The 20,276-nt window shown below is 56.6% G+C and carries 16 protein-coding genes; 8 read left to right on the forward strand and 8 right to left on the reverse strand.

Features of this window, described 5'->3' with window-relative positions; all coding sequences use genetic code 11:
- The first annotated feature begins 8 nt into the window (after window positions 1-8).
- Entirely contained in the window at window positions 9-842 is an 834-nt protein-coding gene (locus SERAS12_RS24155) for a phosphoenolpyruvate hydrolase family protein (protein ID WP_013814955.1), read from the forward strand.
- A gap of 128 nt (window positions 843-970) precedes the next feature.
- On the opposite strand, the gene spy is transcribed toward SERAS12_RS24155, so the two are convergent.
- Window positions 971-1,465: an ATP-independent periplasmic protein-refolding chaperone Spy gene (gene spy / locus SERAS12_RS24160; RefSeq protein ID WP_013814956.1), complete on the reverse strand. Its 495-nt coding sequence runs from the start codon at window positions 1,463-1,465 to the stop codon at window positions 971-973.
- Between the two features lie 558 nt (window positions 1,466-2,023).
- Here spy and pdeR point away from each other — a divergent pair.
- Complete coding sequence (gene pdeR, locus SERAS12_RS24165) at window positions 2,024-4,018, forward strand: cyclic di-GMP phosphodiesterase (protein WP_013814957.1); 1,995 nt, start codon at window positions 2,024-2,026, stop codon at window positions 4,016-4,018.
- Window positions 4,019-4,034: 16 nt separating this feature from the next.
- Here the strand turns inward: pdeR and SERAS12_RS24170 are convergent, their stop codons facing one another.
- The gene (locus SERAS12_RS24170) at window positions 4,035-4,901 is read right to left on the reverse strand and encodes a crotonase/enoyl-CoA hydratase family protein (RefSeq protein ID WP_013814958.1); all 867 of its coding nucleotides are present in this window, start codon (window positions 4,899-4,901) and stop codon (window positions 4,035-4,037) included.
- Window positions 4,902-5,240: 339 nt separating this feature from the next.
- Between SERAS12_RS24170 and yhjD the strand changes: the two genes are divergently transcribed.
- The 3 genes from yhjD (at window position 5,241) to SERAS12_RS24185 (ending at window position 8,772) form a co-directional block, all read left to right on the forward strand.
- The gene (gene yhjD, locus SERAS12_RS24175; RefSeq protein ID WP_013814959.1) at window positions 5,241-6,260 is read left to right on the forward strand and encodes an inner membrane protein YhjD; all 1,020 of its coding nucleotides are present in this window, start codon (window positions 5,241-5,243) and stop codon (window positions 6,258-6,260) included.
- A 328-nt stretch (window positions 6,261-6,588) separates the two neighbouring features.
- The gene (locus SERAS12_RS24180; protein WP_013814960.1) at window positions 6,589-7,911 is read left to right on the forward strand and encodes an MFS transporter; all 1,323 of its coding nucleotides are present in this window, start codon (window positions 6,589-6,591) and stop codon (window positions 7,909-7,911) included.
- 102 nt (window positions 7,912-8,013) lie between these two features.
- Window positions 8,014-8,772 carry a CDP-diacylglycerol diphosphatase gene (locus tag SERAS12_RS24185; protein ID WP_041416496.1) on the forward strand — a complete coding sequence of 253 codons (759 nt, stop codon included), beginning with the start codon at window positions 8,014-8,016 and terminating at the stop codon, window positions 8,770-8,772.
- Between the two features lie 28 nt (window positions 8,773-8,800).
- Here the strand turns inward: SERAS12_RS24185 and SERAS12_RS24190 are convergent, their stop codons facing one another.
- Window positions 8,801-10,834, reverse strand: a complete 2,034-nt coding sequence (locus SERAS12_RS24190) for an AsmA family protein (protein ID WP_013814962.1) — start codon at window positions 10,832-10,834, stop codon at window positions 8,801-8,803.
- Window positions 10,835-10,936: 102 nt separating this feature from the next.
- A complete protein-coding gene (pdeH, locus tag SERAS12_RS24195; protein WP_013814963.1) occupies window positions 10,937-11,722 on the reverse strand; it encodes a cyclic-guanylate-specific phosphodiesterase in 786 nt (261 codons plus the stop codon).
- Window positions 11,723-11,864: 142 nt separating this feature from the next.
- On the opposite strand from pdeH, the gene SERAS12_RS24200 reads away from it, so the two are divergent.
- Window positions 11,865-12,068: a 2-hydroxymuconate tautomerase family protein gene (locus tag SERAS12_RS24200; RefSeq protein ID WP_004951695.1), complete on the forward strand. Its 204-nt coding sequence runs from the start codon at window positions 11,865-11,867 to the stop codon at window positions 12,066-12,068.
- 165 nt (window positions 12,069-12,233) lie between these two features.
- Window positions 12,234-13,166 (forward strand): sugar kinase, encoded by a 933-nt coding sequence (locus tag SERAS12_RS24205; RefSeq protein WP_013814964.1) that lies wholly within the window; start codon window positions 12,234-12,236, stop codon window positions 13,164-13,166.
- 197 nt (window positions 13,167-13,363) lie between these two features.
- On the opposite strand, the gene ilvC is transcribed toward SERAS12_RS24205, so the two are convergent.
- Window positions 13,364-14,839 (reverse strand): ketol-acid reductoisomerase, encoded by a 1,476-nt coding sequence (gene ilvC / locus SERAS12_RS24210; RefSeq protein WP_004951700.1) that lies wholly within the window; start codon window positions 14,837-14,839, stop codon window positions 13,364-13,366.
- 179 nt (window positions 14,840-15,018) lie between these two features.
- Here ilvC and ilvY point away from each other — a divergent pair, with 179 nt between their 5' ends.
- Window positions 15,019-15,900 (forward strand): HTH-type transcriptional activator IlvY, encoded by an 882-nt coding sequence (gene ilvY, locus SERAS12_RS24215; protein WP_006328776.1) that lies wholly within the window; start codon window positions 15,019-15,021, stop codon window positions 15,898-15,900.
- A gap of 125 nt (window positions 15,901-16,025) precedes the next feature.
- Here the strand turns inward: ilvY and SERAS12_RS24220 are convergent, their stop codons facing one another.
- From SERAS12_RS24220 to ilvD, 3 genes are read right to left on the reverse strand one after another with little or no spacing between them, the layout of a single operon-like run.
- Window positions 16,026-16,727 (reverse strand): DUF2461 domain-containing protein, encoded by a 702-nt coding sequence (locus tag SERAS12_RS24220; RefSeq protein WP_013814965.1) that lies wholly within the window; start codon window positions 16,725-16,727, stop codon window positions 16,026-16,028.
- A gap of 21 nt (window positions 16,728-16,748) precedes the next feature.
- The gene (ilvA, locus tag SERAS12_RS24225; RefSeq protein WP_013814966.1) at window positions 16,749-18,293 is read right to left on the reverse strand and encodes a threonine ammonia-lyase, biosynthetic; all 1,545 of its coding nucleotides are present in this window, start codon (window positions 18,291-18,293) and stop codon (window positions 16,749-16,751) included.
- A 5-nt stretch (window positions 18,294-18,298) separates the two neighbouring features.
- On the reverse strand, window positions 18,299-20,149 hold the full coding sequence (gene ilvD, locus SERAS12_RS24230) for a dihydroxy-acid dehydratase (RefSeq protein ID WP_013814967.1): 1,851 nt from the start codon (window positions 20,147-20,149) through the stop codon (window positions 18,299-18,301).
- Window positions 20,150-20,276 lie beyond the last annotated feature (127 nt).

Here is a 20,276-nt window from a genome sequence, read left to right on the forward strand (position 1 = left end):
AGTTAAAAATGGCCAAACATACCCGACAGGAGCTACTTACTAAATTCAGGGAAATGATTGCCCGCCGTGAACCTATCATTGGCGGAGGTGCCGGCACCGGGCTCTCAGCCAAATGCGAAGAGGCCGGCGGTATCGATCTGATTGTCATTTATAACTCGGGCCGCTATCGCATGGCAGGTCGAGGCTCCTTGGCGGGTCTGCTGGCCTATGGCAACGCAAACGAAATCGTCATGGATATGGCCAAAGAAGTCTTGCCCGTAGTCAAAAATACCCCTGTTTTGGCTGGGGTTAATGGTACGGATCCTTTCTGCCATTTTGACAAGTTTCTTGATGAGATTAAGAACACGGGCTTCGCCGGGGTGCAGAACTTTCCAACGGTGGGTCTTATTGACGGCAACTTCCGCGCCAATCTGGAGGAGACCGGCATGGGATATTCGCTGGAGGTGGACATGATTCGTCTGGCGCATGAAAAAGATCTGCTGACCACACCTTATGTTTTCAATGCACAAGATGCGGTAGCGATGACTGAGGCAGGTGCCGATATCATAGTACCGCACATGGGGCTGACTACCGGCGGCAATATTGGCGCGGAAACGGCTCTGACCCTGGCCGATTGCGTCCCGCTGATTAACGATTGGGCCCAGGCTGCCAAACGGATCCGCGAAGACGTGATCGTCCTTTGTCACGGAGGTCCAATAGCTACGCCTGAAGACGCCTCATATATCATGCGGCACTGTCCTTTGGTGGATGGCTTCTACGGTGCCAGCTCCATGGAGCGTTTGCCTACTGAACTAGCGTTAACCGAAACCACTCGTCAATTTAAAAAAATTAACCGGGATTGACAGGAAGCTCACTCACTCGCACGCAATACCAAGGGAAACCCGTTGTTTAACGGGAAGGTAAGTTGAAGTGAGATAAGCAAAAGGGCCAGATGAATAATCTGGCCCTTTTTATTTACCCCATGACGCTATTACTGCTCGGTCGTCATTTTCGATTTCATTTTATTCATGTGGTCCATCATTTTCTGTTCGCGTTTCTGATAATTCTCATTGTATTGTTTTTTCTGCTCAGGGGTCAGCAGGTTATACATTTTATTTTCCGCTTTGGCGCGTTCCAGCATATGTTCGGACTGCGCTTTGCTGATGGTATCAATTTGGGATTTCGCTTTTGCTTCATCGAAGCTGTCGCTAGCCACCAGGTTGTGCAACGCCTGACGCTCCTCTTTTACGCCCGCACCGCGATTCTGGTGTGATTCTTTCATGATGTCGCGCATTTGCTGGCGCTGCTGTTCAGTCAGGTTCAAGCCGGCAAACGGCCCGCCTTTACCTTCGCCTTTATGGTGCATCATTTTCATCGGCGCGGCATCCGCAGTCGCCGGCGCCGCCGTGGTGTCCGCAGCGAAGGCCATGGAAGCAGAGCCCAGCGCCAGAGTAGAAGCTACAAATAAAGCGGTCAGTTTACGCATAATCATTTCCTTAAAATTATTCTTCATCAGGAGCGCTGTACATGAACAGGCTCTTCTTTCGTTCGTCGGGGATAATAGTAGGCCGTTAAACATAGAGTAATGCGATGCTGTGTAAATTTTTTAAAACCCAAAACAGGTTTATTCGACAACTTTGAGTAAATTATGGAGATAGTGTCTAGGGCCCGGAAATTTTGATTACCTGAGAAAATTAAAAAATTCACCCCAATGGGGTTATTCCTGCCACCCGCTGCCTTTATTATAATTTAGCCTCATCCAGTACAACCGCCCTTCAACAATATGGCGGTATCCAATGCGCAGAAATCGTACGAACTTCCCTTGATTGAAGATTTTTCTCTTACACTCAAAACAACCGGCAACAGCGGGACATTTACACAGCAAAACTAATTATTGCTTATATAATAGTTTCATCACCCATATCCGCCCGTGAAAAACGTGTTATATGATGGAGATACGTGCACTGCGGCCGCTACCGAGCCTGAAAACTGCGGCTACGCTCATTGCGGAAACCTGGCTGTCGTGCCCTTTTGAGGAATCATCATGTTCACAGACCAAGGTCCTATACTCCTGAACGCCCACTTTGGCACCAGCAGCCCCTACTGGCGACTGGCATTCGACAGCAATGCCCTGGAGCTGTCCGCTGTCAAAGGCAAAGCCCATATGGCCGTGGCGCTCAGCGCCATACAGGCGGCAAAAATACGGCGTCTGAGCGGCATTACCGCCAGCCTGGATATCTCTATTTCACTGGTCGGCGAGCCGATACATTTGCATCTGGTGGGCCGCCGGATCAACAAACTGGAATGGGCCGGCACCGCCTCCGCTTTCAGTGACACCAAGTCGGTCGCCCGTGATCTGGTACATGGGCTTTCCTTTGCAGAGCAGGTGGTATCGGAAGCCAATTCGGTGATTGTGATTGTCGATCAGCATGGCCGCATTCAACGTTTCAACCGTCTGAGCGAAGAATACACCGGTCTGCATGAACATGATGTCATTGGCAAAAACGTCTTTCAGCTGTTTATGAGCCCGGAAGAAGCGGCGGCCTCGCGGCGAAATATCGCCGGTTTTTTCCGTAATGGTTCGTCCTACGAGGTGGAACGCTGGGTCAAAACAGTAAAAGGCGAGCGGCTGTTTTTGTTCCGCAATAAATTCGTCCACAGCGGTAGCGGGAAAAACGAAGTCTTTCTGATTTGCTCCGGTACGGACATCACCGAAGAACGCCGCGCCCAGGAACGCCTGCGGGTGCTGGCCAATACCGATATCATCACCGGCCTGCCCAACCGCAACGCCATTCAGGACAAAATCATCCAGGCGATCGCGACACGCGGTGACAGCAACGTTGGGCTGGTGTACCTCGATCTCGATAATTTCAAAAAGGTGAACGACGCCTACGGGCATATGTTCGGCGACCGCTTGCTGGTTGAGGTATCGCTGGCGGTGCTCGGCTGCCTGGAGCCCGATCAGGTTCTGGCCCGTCTTGGGGGCGATGAGTTCCTGGTGCTGGCCCAACAGGCCGACCGCGAGGTGCTGCAACAGCTGGCCCAGCGTATTATCGACCGGTTGAAAACGCCCTTCCGCATCGGCCTTATCGAAGTCTATACCGGTTGTTCGATTGGCATCGCGCTGTGCCCGGAACACGGTAACGATCTCGACGGCCTGATCCGCAGCGCCGACACCGCCATGTACGTCGCCAAAGAGCGCGGCAAACGTACCTTTACCGTGTTCTCGCCGGAAATGAACAAACGCGTCGCTGAATATATGTGGCTGGACACCAACCTGCGCAAGGGTCTGGAGCAAAATCAACTGGTGGTTTATTACCAACCGAAAATCGATGCGCTCAGCGGCATGGTGCACAGCGTGGAAGCCCTGGTGCGTTGGGACTCGCCCGAACGCGGTCTGATCCCGCCGTTACAGTTTATCTCTTACGCTGAAGAATCCGGGCTGATCGGCCCGCTCGGTCGATGGGTGCTGCAGACTGCGGCCAAACAGGCCGCCCAGTGGCAGCAGCAAGGGCTGGCGCTGCGGGTCGCCGTAAATCTTTCCGCACGGCAGCTGGTCGATGATTCCATCGTGGAAGATCTTATCGACGTGTTGCAGCACAACCAGTTGACGCCGTGCCTGCTGGACTTCGAATTGACGGAAAGCAGCCTGATTGAGGATGAGAGACGCGCACGCGCGGTCATCACCCGGCTGCGTGAACTGGGCGCGCAAGTTCATCTTGACGATTTTGGCACCGGTTACTCCTCGCTGGCGCAGCTGGCGCGTATCCCGCTGGATGCCATTAAGTTGGATAAAAGCTTTGTGCGCGGCGTGAATTTCAATCCGGTTTCACAATCGCTGGTGCGCGCCATCGTCGCGGCGGCCGAGGCGCTGAAATTCCGGGTGATCGCCGAAGGCGTTGAGACAGAAAGCGAGAACAGGTTCCTGGATGAGGTTGGCGTGGACGAGAAACAGGGGTTCCTGTTTGCGCGGCCAATGCTCCCGGAACAGCTGGAACATTGGCTGCGGTCTTATTGCCCGTCACCGCCCTCGGCGTAATGCGGGCAGGCTTGCATTAGCCGGCACGGCGCAGGTTCACCGTATGGCGATCCTGCAGCATAACCAAACGTTCAATATAGGCGCGGTCTTTTTCCTCGATAGTGAAAGCCGAATGCACCCAATCTTCGGTGATGTCCATCAACTCGGAGCGCGTAAGCTGCAAGACCCTCTGGCGGGCACGCAACATGGCGCGCATGCCGTTCAGCTTGGGCCGGATGGTATCGATAAAGGTTCGGGTGGCTATATAGGCGTCACCGGGCTGGAAAAGTTGATCGACCAAGCCACGGCTTTCAAACCATTCGGCGGTGTGCGACTCGCCGCTCCAGATAAGCTCCTCAGCCAAACGCATGCCCGCTTTGCGCGCCACCAGCGAATAACCGCCCATGCCAGGGAACAGATTGAAGGCAATTTCCGGGAAGCCCATGCGCGCATTGTTCTGCGCCAGAACGAAATGGTGCGCCAGCGCCGCTTCAAACCCTCCGCCCAGCGCGCTGCCCTCCACCATCGCTATACTAACCGCTCCGGTATCGAACCCGCGCGCCGCCGCGTGCACACAATCAATGCAGGCGCGCGCATAAGCCATCATCGCTTCACGTTTGCGGTTTTTAATTGCTTCGGCAAAAAATTGCAGATCGCCGCCGACGTTGAACATGTTCGGCACCAGCGAACCGGTCACCCAAAAATCAAACTGCAGCGACGACTCTTTCGCCGCCTGCGCCAGCGTCATGATGTCCTCGATCAGCGCCTGATTGAAGCAAGGCCGCGGCTCGGCGCGCAGCAGCATCCACATGATATGCCGCTCTTCCTCATAGTAGGCGGAAATCTGTGTCAAAGTGCCCGCTTCGGTAAACGGACGACAGGTGGGATGATTAAGTAATTTCATATGACCTTCCATTTTATCTATTGATAACAGGTGAAACCGTTCCAGCCCCTACGGCTGCAGCAACGCTGCGGTTGAACCACCGCAGCGCCACCTCATGAGTAAACGCTTTCTTGGTGATGAAATAGATAAAAATTGGCGGCCGACGAATGAAAAAAGCCGCTCTGGCAGAGCGGTTGATATAAGAATTTTACCTATCGGCAAGCAATAAGATTTCACCCGGCAGGCAACGCGATAAGCTCACAAATTGCCCGGTTGCCGCTCCCGACGGCCAATCGGCGAGCATTTTGGCTATAATCAAGACTGAGACAGCCTATTTATCGTTAAGGAAATCGTGACGTAATGCCTACAGGATCAGATAAAGAACCCCGTCAGCCCCACAATGAAACGCCGCAAAAACCCCTGATCGGTATAAAAACCGGCCACGGGAAAATTGACCGGCACATTTCCGGCTTTTCACGGCTGGTTGAGCGCATCCAGGCCTGGCCTAGCATCGCTCATCTGCTGCGCGCCACCGAGCGCTTTAACGATCGTCTGGGCAGCCAGTTTGGCGCCGCCATCACCTATTTTTCGTTTCTCTCGCTGATTCCGATTCTGATGGTGTCGTTCGCCGCCGTCGGCTTTGTGCTGGCGTCCAATCCTGACTTGCTGGCCGGGTTGATCAATAAAATCGTCGGCAGCATCAGCGATCCTACGCTGGCCAGCACGCTGAAAAATACCGTTAACACCGCCATTCAGCAGCGCACTACGGTGGGGCTGACAGGCCTGGTGCTGGCGCTGTATTCGGGGATCAGTTGGATGGGCAATCTGCGTGAGGCGATCCGGGCGCAGTCGCGTGACGTGTGGGAACGTAATCCGCAGGATCAGGAAAAGCTCTATTTCAAATATACCCGCGACTTTATCTCGCTAACCGGCCTGGTGGTGGCGCTGATTATTACCCTGACGTTGACCTCCATCGCCGGTTCGGCGCAGGCGGCAATCGTCAACGCATTGGGTCTGGAAGGCATAGAATGGCTGCGCCCGGCGATGACGCTGATTGCGTTGTCGATCTCCATTCTCGCCAACTACCTGCTGTTCCTGTGGATCTTCTGGATGCTGCCACGCCATAAACCAAAGAAAAAAGCGTTGCTGCGCGGGACGCTGCTCGCCGCCATCGGCTTCGAAGTGATTAAGTTTGTGATGACCATGACACTGCCGCAGGTGGCCAAATCCCCTTCCGGCGCCGCCTTTGGCTCGGTAATTGGGCTGATGGCGTTCTTCTATTTCTTTGCCCGCCTGACGCTGTTCTGCGCCGCCTGGATCGCTACCGCGCAGTATAAAGAAGATAAAACCCTGCCGGCGTCCGAACAGCCAGCCCCCTGAAGCAATGCAATCATACCGGCCATCATTCGATGGCCGGTGTTTTATTCGGCAATAAAGCCAAAACCCTAGCACACACCACCAAAATCAAACCTTCCGCTGTCTCAAAACCAGCATAACAAACTACCGACTAACTTTTCTTTACGATTTTTACAGCGATTAAATCTGTATATTATTCATTTTGCAACGTTAAAACCTACGGGGAAATGCAGCGTTGAAACATTAAGCTTTTTAACCGGTTAATGACGGTATTGTACAAAGTTTCATCATTGAAAAGGCATTTTGCTATGACTAAGATGGATTTTTACAAATTCAAAAAATAAGAAACACTATGCAAGCATCCATCGCACCAACTCTAAACGCCGACGAAGCGTCAACACCGGTAAACTCTCGCGGAAAAGTGATTGTCGCCTCGCTGGTCGGTACCGCCATCGAGTTTTTCGATTTCTATATCTACGCCACCGCCGCGGTGATCGTATTCCCGCATATCTTCTTCCCGCAGGGCGACCCGACGACTGCCACGTTGCAATCATTGGCTACCTTCGCCGTCGCCTTTATTGCACGCCCGATTGGTTCGGCGCTGTTCGGTCACTTCGGCGATCGCGTGGGCCGCAAGGTGACGCTGGTCGCCTCGCTGCTCACCATGGGAATTTCTACCGTGCTGATCGGCCTGCTGCCGAGCTACGAAACCATTGGCATCTTTGCGCCGATCCTGCTGGCACTGGCGCGTTTTGGCCAGGGGCTTGGTCTGGGCGGTGAATGGGGCGGCGCGGCTTTGCTGGCTACCGAGAATGCCCCAGCTAAAAAGCGCGCGCTGTACGGCTCGTTCCCACAATTGGGCGCGCCTATCGGCTTCTTCTTCGCCAACGGGACCTTCCTGCTGCTCTCCTGGCTGCTGACAGACCAGCAGTTTATGGAATGGGGCTGGCGCGTGCCGTTTATCCTGTCCGCAGCACTGGTGCTGATCGGCCTGTATGTCCGCGTATCGCTGCATGAAACCCCGGTGTTCGCCAAGGTGGCGAAAGCCGGCAAACAGGTAAAAATCCCGCTCGGCACCCTGCTGAGCAAGCATTGGAAGGCAACCATCCTCGGTACCTTCATCATGCTGGCGACCTATACCCTGTTCTACCTGATGACGGTTTATTCGATGACCTACGGCACCACGGCGCAGCCGCTGGGGTTAGGCTACTCACGCAATACCTTCCTGTGGATGCTGATGCTGGCGGTGATCGGTTTTGGCGTGATGGTGCCGATTGCCGGCCTGCTGGCGGATGCCTTTGGCCGCCGCAAGACCATGATCGCCATTACCCTGCTGATGATCGCTTTCGCCTTCCTGTTCCCGAGCCTGTTGGGCTCCGGTAATCAGGTGCTGGTGATGGGCTTCCTGCTGTGCGGTCTGAGCATCATGGGCCTGACCTTCGGTCCGATGGGGGCGCTGCTGCCGGAGCTGTTCCCGACCGAAGTGCGTTATACCGGCGCGTCGTTCTCCTACAACGTGGCGTCAATCCTCGGGGCCGCCGTGGCGCCTTATATCGCCACCTGGCTGGCAACCCACTACGGTCTGTTCTACGTCGGTCTGTATCTGGCAGCGATGGCCAGCCTCACGCTGATCGCCTTGCTGCTGATGAAAGAGACCCGGGATCTGTCGCTGTAACCCTTGTGTTGCGGCCCCCCCACGGGGCCGCACTTCCCGCTTTGTCTCCTGTCATAAATTCAGACTATGCTGTGCGCTCCTCCCGTTGAACGGAAATCGATGATGTCTCTGCGCCGCAGGCTGTATTGGTACCTTGTTCCCCTGATCATTGCCGCCCTTGCATTGGGTGCCTGGTTCGGGCTGAAATCATCCCACCCGGACGCGCTTTGGCGCATCGTCAGCCAACAGTGCTTGCCCAACCAGCAGGCGCACAATAACCCGGCGCCCTGCGCACAGGTTGACACACAGGCCGGTTTTGTCGTGTTTAAGGATCGCAACGGGCCGTTGCAGTATCTGCTGATGCCAAGCGCTAAAATTACCGGTATTGAAAGCCCGACGGTGCTGGAAGCCACCACCCCGAACTTCTTTGCGCAAGCCTGGGCGGCGCGCCACTTTATGGCGGATAAGTATGGCAAAGAGATTGATGACGCTGATATTTCGCTGGCGATTAATTCAGAGTATGGCCGCAGCCAGAATCAGCTGCACATTCATATTTCCTGCCTGCTGCCGGCGGTAAAAACGCAGTTGGCGCAGTTTGCGACGGATTACACCGAGCAATGGCAACCGCTGCCCGGAGGCCTGCTGGGTCATGATTATCTGGTGCGCCGGGTCGCGCCTGACGAACTGGCCAGACAGGGGGCTTTCCGCCTGCTGGCCGAGGGCATCCCACGTGCTAATGGCCGCATGGGAAGCTTTGGCCTGGCGATGACCGCACTCCCAGGTGGCGACTTCCTGCTGCTGGCCACCGAACGCAGCCTGCTGCCCTTTACTCTGGCCTCGGCGGAAGAGATTCAGGATCACGACTGCCGGGTGTTGAATTAAAGATGGCCCGCTTGACGGGCCATACGGATCATTTCTTTTGCTTCATCTTTTGCAGGATTTGCCCGCATTGGTTTTCATCGCCGCCTTCGCTCGGGGAAACCAAAGCCAGCAAGGCTGCTGCCGGTGTCAGCACCACACCCAGCGCCACCGCAGCCGCACCGCGCGCAATCAGCGGGCCGGCTTTAACGCCGGCATCCGGGTTCTTGAAGGTCCCCTTCACATACAAGGGTGAACGCAGCGTCAGCACGCGCATGCCCTTACTTTCCGGATCGATGGACAGATCCAGCCGCTCGGTAGCCAAATTGGTGTTGCCGCTGATATTGATAATGGCGTTCTCGGTGTCAAACACGAACAGCCGGGGCGCGGCGACGCCATTGCGAATACCGACATCTGCCGCCGCACAGTTGATGCCCACGACGTCGTCACCAAACAGCTTCGCCACCAGATAGTTGCCCACATTCAGACCGAGGATCTCCATCAGACCACGGCTGATCACGCCATTGTTAACCACCATGCGCAGTTCACCGCTGCTGGTTGCCAACAGATCGGCCACCGAATTGCCGCTACCGGTCAATTTGGCATCCCCGTTCATCTGCCCCAGGCTGCGTTTCATCGACGCCACGTTAGGCAACAGCTGCTGAAGCTGGAATTTACGCGCGTGCATATCCACCCGGCCCTGCATCGGATTTTTACCGCCATCCAGACGAAGGGTGGCGTTGAGATTACCGCCGGCCACGCCGAATCGCAGCGGGTCCATCAGGATCACGCCGTTATCCAGCTGTAAATGGGTAGAGAGATCGCTCAGCGGCAGCGAATTGCCGCGTTCAATGCGTTTCGCGGTAAATTTAACGTCCGCGTCCATCACGTTCCAGCTTTTGGTGTCAAATTTCTCAACCGGTAACACCTTGTCGGCAGGCTGACGGCTCTTCTCCCCACGGCCGGCTTTTTCCGTATTGGAATCCGCACCAATCAGCGGCGCCAAATCGGCCAGGCGCAGCTGTTTCGACAGCACTTCACCGCTCAGTTTAGGTCGCGGTTTACTGGCGACATATTTCAAACTGCCGTGGATATCGCTGTCACCGATTTTGCCGTCGAACTTCTGGTACTGGAACACCGCGCCGCCTTTCTCGTGCAGCCGGGCGATCAGGTGCCCATCGGTAGAGTACGGCGGGGTTTTCGGCAGCAGCACGCCGGTCAGGCCATACAGATTGCCCAGGCTATCACCGGATAATTTCACTCGCAGATCCAACCCACCGAGGTTCATCGGATCGGACAGCGTACCGACTACCACCACCCGGGTAGCGCCGGAGCGCACGTCGGCCTGCAGCGGGAAAGGCACCTCGGCATTCTGCAGCGACAGCATGCCGCCCATCTTGCCGCTGCCCGACAGCGGCTCGCCGTTGTATTTGCCCTTCACCTTCCAGCCAAAAACATAGTCGGGGGTGATCGCATTGCCGGCGTCTTTTTTGCCGGTGACCTCGCTGAACGGCAGCGGCTTGCCAAGCGGGTCGATCAACGCACGGAAATCAGCCTTCAGCGTGGCGTCTTTAAAATCTATCTGACCGCGATCGAAGACGACGTCATGAATATTCACCGACCAGTCGGACGTCGGTTGTTTGGGATCGCCGGCCAGGTTGAAAGTCCAGTTATTGTCGCCGTTCGCCAGCCGCTGCAAGGTGGCGTTCGGCTGTTTCAGCCAGATACGCGGAATCAACACCTCTTTGCCGAGCAGCGCCAGCGGCGCGATGCTGGCATCGACGCGTTGCAGTTGGACCATGCTGTCGCCGGGAATATTTTTGGGATTGCCCAGCACAATGTCTTCGGCATGAATGTGTGGCCACGGCACCCAGGCACGCCAGCCACCCTCATCTTTCTCACGCGCCCAGTCCACGCCCAGCTCGCCGCGGATCGCGAACGGCCGCTGCAACTCGGCAGACACCTTGTCATTGATGGTCGGTTTAAGGCGGTTCCAGTCGAAGGTCATCACAAAGATCACCAGCGCGGCAATCACCAGCAGCACGATGCCGCCAACCCAGCTGAAAGCTTTTCCCGTTCTTGTCATATCGGCTCCCTGAACACGGCAATCTGCCAGTAAAATTGATAAGCAGGTTTACCAAGCCTAGCCGAGGATAGGCAAGAGTTCACGCGTCAGGCGGGCAGAGAGTCAGACTGTCGGCGAGGAAAACCGCGTGGGCAGGGTTTGCAGCGCTTCAAAACGGGCCGGGCGGGAAAGATAGTAGCCTTGCGCAGCGAATGCGCCGGAACGCTGCACCAGCAACCATTCCGGCTCGGTTTCCACCCCTTCGACGATCACCCCCTCGCTGAGCTGGTTCAATATTTTGATCAGGGTGAAAAGCAACTCGATGCCGTCTTCCGTCTGCTTCAGCAGGGTGAATAACTCACGTGACACTTTAATGTATTGGTAGCGCCAGCTGCTGATGGCACAGAAGTTCGCCAAGCCGCTGCCGAAATCATCCAGCCACAACCGCTCCGCGCCCGTAATTTGCTGCAACGGACAGCTCAGCGACATCCCGGCGTGCTCCACCAGCTCAAAGCGCAGATAGGGCATCGCGGTAATCTGCCTTTGCAACGCAGCATGTCGCTGCAACGCCTGCAGCGCAATACCGTCGATATTGACCGACACCATCAACGCATGGCGGATAAGCAGCGGCTGCCAATGCTGCAGGACGCTGAGCTGTTCCTGAATGATCCGCAGGCGCGAGCGAACGTCGAGGGCGGCGAAATAGCGCTCCGGCGACTGCGGCTTATCCGGCGCGCTGGGGTGATACACCACCGTTAACAACTCTATCGCCAGCAAAGCGCCGGAGGTGCGGTAGATAGGCTGAAAGGTGTACAAACGCCGACATTGTCGCCAGTAACGTTGCGTTTTTACGCGCATGCAGACGGCAAGGAATGGCGCCAGCAGACCAGAGTTCGTCTTGGTTGTCATGGGTACTATCGCCATCGAAGGAGAATGAAAACGCTCAGGCTGCGGTAGTGCTGCTCTTAGTTTATCGGCAAGATGCGATAAAGCTTTAAGCGATAGCGAAAGCCTTTTACATTGATAACAGATCAATAACAGAGGAAAAGACATGCCCTACGTAAATATCAAAATTACCCGCGAAGGCGCGACGCCGGAGCAAAAGAAACAGCTGATCGCCGGCGTGACGCAACTGTTGGTGGATACGCTAGGGAAAAACCCGGCGACCACCGTGGTGGTCATTGATGAAGTAGAAACCGACAATTGGGGCATCGGCGGCCACAGCGTCACCGACCTGCGCGCAGCAGCTAAATAACGGCCGGCGGCTCGGTTCGCATCGGGAAACTTTTCTATTTCCCGATAGCGATCATAAATTAATTAAAACGTTGTTTTATTTTCATTGACTCCTCCCCGCCCTTGCGTTGAGACTGAAGGCATTGCGCATTCCTTCGTTTTCTTCTTTCAGCCAGGGCCGTTGACTATGACCACCCAGAATCTTGCCGTGATCGGCGAATGCATGATTGAACTGTCGCAAAAAGGCGCGGAGCTCAGCCGCGGATTTGGCGGCGATACCTTAAACACCGCCGTCTATATCGCCCGCCAGGTACCGGAAACCGCGCTGCAGGTGCATTACGTCACCGCCCTCGGCACCGACAGCTTCAGCCAGGAAATGCTGCTGGCCTGGCAACAAGAAAAGGTTAAAACCGATCTGATCCAGCGGCTGGAAAACAAGCTGCCGGGGTTGTATGTGATCGAAACCGATGACACCGGCGAGCGCACCTTCTATTACTGGCGCAACGACGCCGCCGCACGCTACTGGCTGGAAGGGCCGCAAGCGGAGAACCTGTGCGAGCATCTGGCCCACTTCGATTATTTGTACCTCAGCGGTATCAGCGTGGCCATTCTCAACCCAGCCAGCCGCGCCCGATTGCTGGCGTTGCTGCGCCAGTGCCGCGCCAACGGCGGGAAAGTGATTTTCGACAATAACTATCGGCCGCGCCTGTGGCAGAACCGTGAGGAAACCCAACAGGTTTATCGCGATGTGCTGGCCTGTACCGACATCGCCTTCCTGACGCTGGACGATGAAGACCTGCTGTGGGGCAACCAGCCGGTGGAACAGGTGGTCCGCCGTACGCAAGCATTGGGCGTGACGGAGATTGTGATCAAACGCGGCGCAGATGCCTGCCTGGTCTTCAGCGCCGAAGGCACCGAGCTTGAGATACCGGCGGTGCAGTTGCCGAAAGAGAAGGTGGTGGATACCACCGCCGCAGGGGATTCCTTCAGTGCCGGTTACCTGGCGGTACGTTTAACCGGCGGCGACGCGGTACAGGCGGCACAGCGCGGCCATCTGACCGCCAGCACGGTGATTCAGTATCGCGGGGCAATTATTCCTCAGGCGGCGATGCCGCAATAATGCCTGATCGCCAAAAATGCGAAAGGCCAGCAACGATGCTGGCCTTTTTATTGGATTCGAAAACCACTCTTAATACCCTATGGATTTCAAGTTGTAGCCAAGCGCCAAGCTATCTCATCCCCAGTCACTTACTTTAGTCAGTGACTGGGGTGTGACAGTGCAGGTAACAACGCTACAGCTTGGAAGACGACGGGTATTTAGCCTGCCACCGCGATACGTTTCATATCCGTCATATAACCACGCAGTTTGCGGCCAACGGATTCGATTGGGTGATTGCGCACCGCTTCGTTCACGTCACGCAGTTGCGCGTTGTCCACGGAAGTACCGGCCACGGATTTACCCAAATCGCCTGCCTGCAGAGTTGTCATAAACTCTTTCAGCAACGGCACTGCGGCGTTAGCGAACAGGTAGTTGCCGTATTCGGCGGTATCAGAGATAACCACGTTCATTTCATACAGACGCTTACGCGCGATGGTGTTGGCGATCAGCGGCAGCTCGTGCAGGGATTCGTAGTAAGCGGACTCTTCGATGATGCCTGCGTCAACCATGGTTTCGAACGCCAGCTCAACGCCTGCTTTCACCATAGCGACCATCAGCACGCCGTTATCAAAGTATTCCTGCTCACTGATTTTGCCTTCGAACTGCGGCGCATTCTCGAATGCCGATTTGCCGGTCTCTTCACGCCAGTTCAGCAGTTTTACGTCGTCTTCTGCCCAGTCGGCCATCATGCCGCTGGAGAAGGCGCCGGAAATGATGTCGTCCATGTGTTTCTGGAACAGCGGCGCCATGATCTCTTTCAGTTGCTCGGACAGCGCATAAGCACGCAGCTTGGCCGGGTTGGACAGGCGATCCATCATCAGGGTAATGCCGCCCTGCTTCAGCGCTTCGGTGATGGTTTCCCAGCCGAACTGAATCAGTTTCTCTGCATACGCCGGCTCGGTGCCTTCAGCAACCAGTTTGTCGAAGCACAGCAGCGAACCCGCCTGCAACATGCCGCACAGAATGGTTTGCTCACCCATCAGGTCGGATTTCACTTCGGCAACGAAGGAGGACTCCAGCACGCCGGCACGGTGGCCGCCAGTCGCTGCTGCCCAGGCCTTGGCGATCGCCATGCCTTCGCCTTTCGGATCGTTTTCCGGGTGAACCGCAATCAGGGTCGGCACGCCGAAACCGCGTTTGTATTCTTCGCGCACTTCGGTGCCCGGGCATTTCGGCGCCACCATCACTACGGTGATGTCTTTACGGACCTGTTCGCCCACTTCAACGATATTGAAGCCATGGGAGTAGCCCAGCGCCGCGCCGTCTTTCATCAGCGGCTGTACTGCGCGAACCACTGAGGTGTGCTGTTTGTCCGGCGTCAGGTTAACCACCAGGTCCGCCTGCGGGATCAGATCTTCGTAGGTGCCCACTTTAAAGCCGTTCTCGGTCGCTTTACGCCATGAAGGGCGCTTCTCGTCGATGGCTTCTTTGCGCAGGGCATAGGCAACGTCCAGGCCCGAGTCACGCATGTTCAGCCCCTGGTTCAGGCCCTGTGCGCCACAGCCGACGATCACCACTTTTTTGCCTTTCAGGTAGCCGGCTTCATCCGCAAATTCGTCGCGTGCCATGAAACGACACTTACCCAATTGCGCCAACTGCTGACGCAGGTTCAATGTGTTGAAATAGTTAGCCATGGTAGAGCTCCAGTTAGATGTTGTGTCGATTTAGCTTATCGATGTTATTTTCATTCCCCGCCCTGTCTGTGCGGAGATTCGTTAAACTCAATGTATAACAGGAAACGCGTTGCTTAAATTGATATATTACGAATGTGATATTGCAATTTATGCAACACTCTTGCTGCGAGCGTACCGATATGGATTTGCGTGATTTAAAACTGTTCCTCCATCTGGCGGAAAGCCAGCATTTTGGCCGTACCGCCAAGGCGATGCACGTCAGCCCGTCGACGCTTTCCCGCCAGATCCAACGGCTGGAGGAGATCCTCGGGCAACCGCTGTTTTTGCGCGATAACCGCACCGTGCAGCTCACCGATGCCGGTGAACAGCTGAAAGAGTTTGCCCAGCATACCCTGTTGCAATACCAGCAATTGAAACATTCACTGGGCCAGCACGGCCCTTCGCTGAGCGGCGAATTGCGGCTGTTTTGCTCGGTTACCGCCGCCTACAGCCATCTGCCGCCGATCCTCGACAGGTTCCGGGCGCAGCATCCGCTGGTGGAAATCAAACTGACCACCGGTGACGCTGCCGACGCGGTCGACAAGGTGCAGTCCAACGAGGCTGACCTCGGCATTGCCGGCCGGCCAGAAACCCTGCCCACCAGCGTGGCATTCACCAAAATCGGCGAAATTCCGCTGGTGCTGATTGCCCCTGCGCTCCCCTGCGCGGTACGCAGCCAGGCGTTTGTCGCGAAACCCGACTGGGCCACCATTCCGTTTATCCTGCCGGAGCACGGCCCGTCGCGAAAACGCATCGAACTGTGGTTCCGCCGCCAACGCATCGCCAATCCGCTGATTTACGCCACCGTCGGCGGCCACGAGGCCATCGTTTCGATGGTAGCGCTAGGTTGCGGCATTGCGCTGATCCCCGGCGTGGTGGTAGACAACAGCCCGGAGCCGGTACGTAACCGCATCTCGCAGCTGGAAAATATTTCGATGGTCGAACCCTTTGAACTGGGCGTTTGCGTGCAGAAAAAGCGCCTCAGCGATCCGTTGATCGAGGCTTTTTGGCGCCTGCTATGAACGGTCGAAATCTTTAAAACGAAATCACTGCATTCAAACATGAACATTTGAAATATTAAGATAGAAATACCCTATGGATTTCAAGTTACAGCCAATAACGCTGCGGCTTGAAAGACGGCGGGTATTCATAAATCAGCCGGATCGATTTGCTTCATCGTCTCCACCTGCATCAGCCAGTGATACAGCGGCTCAAGCTGTTGGAAACCCTGTGCCAGCGTCTGCACCAGGCCGGCGCTGAACAGCTTTTCTACCTGGCTGTCACTGACCATCACCGCGAAAGATTTACGGTTGTACCAGGTGGCGATCTCCGCCGCCTGCTCTTTCACCAGCGGGCGTTTGTAGCTTTCCCCCACCAGCTCGAACGGTGGCCGACAGCAGGCCGCCACCTCTAAAAACGGCTGCGGCCGGCGCAGCAGCGTATGGCGGAACAGGTCCATCGTCGGCTTGTTGGCGCTGTAATAGCCCAGCCCATAGCGCAACATGTCCGGCCCCAACTCGAAGAAATACACCGGCGCGTCCTTCCAGTCTTTACTCGGCCGTTTAAACGTCAGCCACATGCGGCTGCGATAGCGCGATTTGTCATGAGAGAAACGCGTATCGCGGTGGAGCCGCGATAGCGTTTTACCGATCGCCGGCCGGGTTTCAAACTGCGGATCGATTGCCAGCATGGCCGGGCTAAGCTCGGCCACCAGCGTACGGAACGGCGTCAGCAACTCCCGCTCGTAAACGTTACGATTGGCTTCAAACCAGTCTTTGTCGTTTTCGATACGCACCTGTTGGAGAAAATTCAGCCCCTGTTGGCTGAAACCGGTAAAACTGTCTGTCATACGCCGTCCTTGTCGATTCCCTTAGCCCTGCAAGAAAAAGCGGAACGCCGGGTTATCGGTTTCATCGTGGCAATCGTAGCCCAGCGCCTGCAGGTGTTGCTCAAACTCGGGCTCGGTCTGCGACAGCTCGAAGCCCGCCAGCACGCGGCCAAAATCGGTGCCGTGGCTGCGATAATGGAACAGCGAAATATTCCAGTGGGTACCCAAGGTCTGCAGGAACTTCAGCAGCGCGCCCGGCGACTCCGGGAATTCAAAGCTGTACAGGCGTTCGCGCAGCGGCTTCGAAGGACGCCCGCCCACCATGTAGCGCACGTGCAGCTTGGCCATTTCGTCATCGGACAGGTCTACCACCTGATAACCGTCGGCGTTCAGCTCGTCGATGATCTCCAGCCGCTCCGCATGACCGCGCGTCAGACGAACACCGACGAAAATGCAGGCGTTATCCGCATCGGCATAGCGGTAGTTGAATTCGGTCACCGAGCGGCCGCCCAGCAGTTGGCAAAACTTCAGGAAGCTGCCTTTCTGCTCTGGAATCGTCACCGCCAGCAGGGCTTCACGCTGTTCACCCAATTCGCAGCGTTCGGACACGTAACGTAATCCATGGAAGTTCAGGTTAGCGCCAGACAGCACGTGCGCCAGGCGCTCGCCCTGAATATTGTGCTGCTGCACGTACTTTTTCAGCCCGGCCAGCGCCAGCGCGCCGGAAGGCTCGGCAATGGCACGCACGTCTTCGAACAAATCCTTTACCGCCGCACAGATAGCGTCGCTGTCGACGGTGATCACATCGTCCAGGTATTCCCGGCACAGGCGGAAGGTTTCATCGCCGATGCGCTTCACCGCCACACCCTCGGCGAACAACCCGACGCGCGCCAGATCCACCGGGTGCCCGGCATCCAGCGCCGCCCGCAGGCAGGCGGAATCTTCAGCCTCCACGCCGATCACTTTGATTTGCGGCATCAGTTGCTTAATCAGCACCGCCACGCCGGCCGCCAGACCGCCACCGCCAACCGGCACGAACACCCGGTCAAGATGCGCATCCTGCTGCAGCAGTTCCATCGCCAACGTGCCCTGCCCGGCAATCACCGTGGGATGATCGAACGGCGGTACGAAGGTCATGCCCTGTTTCTGCGACAGCTCAATCGCCCGCGCTTTGGCTTCATCAAAGTTGGCACCGTGCAACAACACCTCACCACCGAAACCGCGCACCGCATCCACTTTGATGTCTGCGGTGGATACCGGCATCACGATCAGCGTTTTGATCCCCAGCCGTTTGCCGGAGTAGGCTACGCCCTGCGCATGGTTACCGGCGGAAGCCGTCACCACGCCGCGCGCCTTTTGTTCTTCGTTCAGACTGGCGATCATCGCATAGGCCCCGCGCAGCTTGAAGCTGTGCACCGGCTGACGATCTTCACGCTTCACCAGAATGGTATTACCCAGTCGCGAAGAGATTTTGCTCATGGCCTGTAACGGGGTGACCTGTGCCACCTCGTAAACCGGCGAGCGGAGCACCGCTCGCAGATACTCCGCGCCGCCGGGGGCGTCGGATAGGGGTTGTGATTCCGCCATGATGCTTAGCCTCCCAGCTTGCTCTTGTCGCGCACTGCGCCTTTGTCGGCACTGGTCGCCAGCGTGGCGTAGGCGCGCAGGGCGTAAGAAACCTGACGCTCACGATTTTTCGGTGTCCAGGCGCGATCGCCACGCGCCAGCTCAACCTCGCGGCGTGCCGCCAGTTCGCTGCCTGCAACGTCCAGCACCATGCTGCGTTTTGGAATGTCGATGTCGATCATGTCGCCATCTTCGATCAGCGCAATCAGGCCACCGCTGCCCGCTTCCGGAGAGACGTGGCCGATAGACAGGCCCGAGGTGCCGCCCGAGAAACGTCCATCGGTGATCAGCGCACAGGCTTTGCCCAGCCCCATGGATTTCAGGTAGGTCGTCGGGTACAGCATTTCCTGCATGCCCGGCCCGCCTTTTGGCCCTTCGTAACGGATGACCACCACGTCGCCGGCAACCACTTTCCCGCCGAGAATCGCTTCCACCGCCGTATCCTGGCTTTCGTAGACTTTCGCCGGGCCACGGAAGGTCAGGTTATCTTTGTCGACGCCGGCAGTTTTAACGATGCTGCCGTCCAGCGCCATGTTGCCGTACAGCACGGCCAATCCGCCTTCCAGGCTGAACGCATTTTCCAGCGAGCGGATACAACCCTCTGCGCGATCGTCGTCCAGCGTATCCCAGCGGCAATCCTGCGAGAACGCCTGAGTGGTGCGGATACCCGCCGGGCCGGCGCGGAACATTTTCTTCACGGCTTCATCTTTGGTCAGCATGATGTCGTACTGTTCCAGCGTTTCCGGCAGCTTCAGGCCCAGGATGTTATCGACGTCGCGGTTCATCAGCCCCGCGCGGTCCAACTCGCCGAGGATAGCCAGTACGCCGCCGGCGCGGTGCACGTCTTCCATATGGTATTTCTGGGTGCTTGGCGCCACTTTGCACAGGTGCGGCACCTTGCGCGACAGGCGATCGATATCTTCCATGGTGAAGTCAATCTCGCCTTCCTGCGCCGCAGCCAGCAGGTGAAGTACGGTGTTGGTCGAACCGCCCATGGCGATATCCAGCGTCATGGCGTTTTCGAATGCCGCCTTGTTGGCGATGCTGCGCGGCAGCGCGCTTTCGTCGTCCTGCTCATAGTAACGTTTGGTCAGCGCAACAATGCGCTTGCCGGCGTTGAGGAACAAATCCTTACGGTCCGCGTGGGTCGCCAGCAGCGAGCCGTTACCCGGCTGGGAAAGGCCCAGCGCTTCGGTCAGACAGTTCATCGAGTTGGCGGTGAACATGCCGGAACAGGAGCCGCAGGTCGGGCAGGCGGAACGTTCGATTTGCGCGCTGTCGGCGTCGCTGACGTTCGGGTTGGCGCCCTGAATCATCGCATCTATCAGATCCAGTTTGATGATCTTGTCGGACAGCTTGGTCTTGCCGGCTTCCATTGGGCCACCTGAAACGAAAATCACCGGAATGTTCAGGCGCAGTGACGCCATCAACATCCCTGGGGTGATTTTGTCGCAGTTGGAGATACACACCATCGCATCGGCGCAGTGGGCATTCACCATGTATTCAACCGAATCGGCGATCAGTTCGCGCGACGGCAGGGAATAGAGCATACCGCCGTGCCCCATGGCGATACCGTCATCCACCGCAATGGTGTTGAACTCTTTGGCGACACCGCCGGAGGCTTCGATCTGCTCTGCAACCAGTTTGCCCAAATCGCGCAAGTGCACGTGGCCCGGCACGAACTGGGTAAATGAGTTGACCACCGCAATAATCGGCTTGCCGAAATCGTCGTCGGTCATTCCGGTCGCGCGCCATAATGCGCGGGCACCCGCCATATTGCGGCCGTGGGTGGTGGTGGCGGAACGGTACTTAGGCATGCTCTTCACTCCAAATGTATTTATTACAGGCGGCGAACGAACCGTCTGGATATTTATTCTTGTCTGTCTGTCGTTTTACCCTATGGATTTCAAGCTGCAGCCAACAACGCTGCAGGTTGAAAGGCGA

The sequence above is a fragment of the Serratia sp. AS12 genome (assembly GCF_000214195.1).
In the GTDB taxonomy this organism is placed as follows: Bacteria; Pseudomonadota; Gammaproteobacteria; order Enterobacterales; family Enterobacteriaceae; genus Serratia; species Serratia plymuthica.

What these genes read in the sequence shown, in the direction of transcription:
- yhjD (WP_013814959.1), top strand. Translation starts at nt 5,241, where the DNA reads ATGCCTACAGGATCAGATAAAGAACCCCGTCAGCCCCACAATGAAACG.
- SERAS12_RS24200 (WP_004951695.1), top strand. Translation starts at nt 11,865, where the DNA reads ATGCCCTACGTAAATATCAAAATTACCCGCGAAGGCGCGACGCCGGAG.
- ilvY (WP_006328776.1), top strand. Translation starts at nt 15,019, where the DNA reads ATGGATTTGCGTGATTTAAAACTGTTCCTCCATCTGGCGGAAAGCCAG.
- SERAS12_RS24220 (WP_013814965.1), bottom strand. Translation starts at nt 16,727, where the DNA reads ATGACAGACAGTTTTACCGGTTTCAGCCAACAGGGGCTGAATTTTCTC.
- pdeH (WP_013814963.1), bottom strand. Translation starts at nt 11,722, where the DNA reads ATGACAACCAAGACGAACTCTGGTCTGCTGGCGCCATTCCTTGCCGTC.
- SERAS12_RS24205 (WP_013814964.1), top strand. Translation starts at nt 12,234, where the DNA reads ATGACCACCCAGAATCTTGCCGTGATCGGCGAATGCATGATTGAACTG.
- ilvD (WP_013814967.1), bottom strand. Translation starts at nt 20,149, where the DNA reads ATGCCTAAGTACCGTTCCGCCACCACCACCCACGGCCGCAATATGGCG.
- SERAS12_RS24190 (WP_013814962.1), bottom strand. Translation starts at nt 10,834, where the DNA reads ATGACAAGAACGGGAAAAGCTTTCAGCTGGGTTGGCGGCATCGTGCTG.
- SERAS12_RS24185 (WP_041416496.1), top strand. Translation starts at nt 8,014, where the DNA reads ATGTCTCTGCGCCGCAGGCTGTATTGGTACCTTGTTCCCCTGATCATT.
- ilvC (WP_004951700.1), bottom strand. Translation starts at nt 14,839, where the DNA reads ATGGCTAACTATTTCAACACATTGAACCTGCGTCAGCAGTTGGCGCAA.
- SERAS12_RS24155 (WP_013814955.1), top strand. Translation starts at nt 9, where the DNA reads ATGGCCAAACATACCCGACAGGAGCTACTTACTAAATTCAGGGAAATG.
- SERAS12_RS24170 (WP_013814958.1), bottom strand. Translation starts at nt 4,901, where the DNA reads ATGAAATTACTTAATCATCCCACCTGTCGTCCGTTTACCGAAGCGGGC.
- SERAS12_RS24180 (WP_013814960.1), top strand. Translation starts at nt 6,589, where the DNA reads ATGCAAGCATCCATCGCACCAACTCTAAACGCCGACGAAGCGTCAACA.
- spy (WP_013814956.1), bottom strand. Translation starts at nt 1,465, where the DNA reads ATGCGTAAACTGACCGCTTTATTTGTAGCTTCTACTCTGGCGCTGGGC.
- ilvA (WP_013814966.1), bottom strand. Translation starts at nt 18,293, where the DNA reads ATGGCGGAATCACAACCCCTATCCGACGCCCCCGGCGGCGCGGAGTAT.
- pdeR (WP_013814957.1), top strand. Translation starts at nt 2,024, where the DNA reads ATGTTCACAGACCAAGGTCCTATACTCCTGAACGCCCACTTTGGCACC.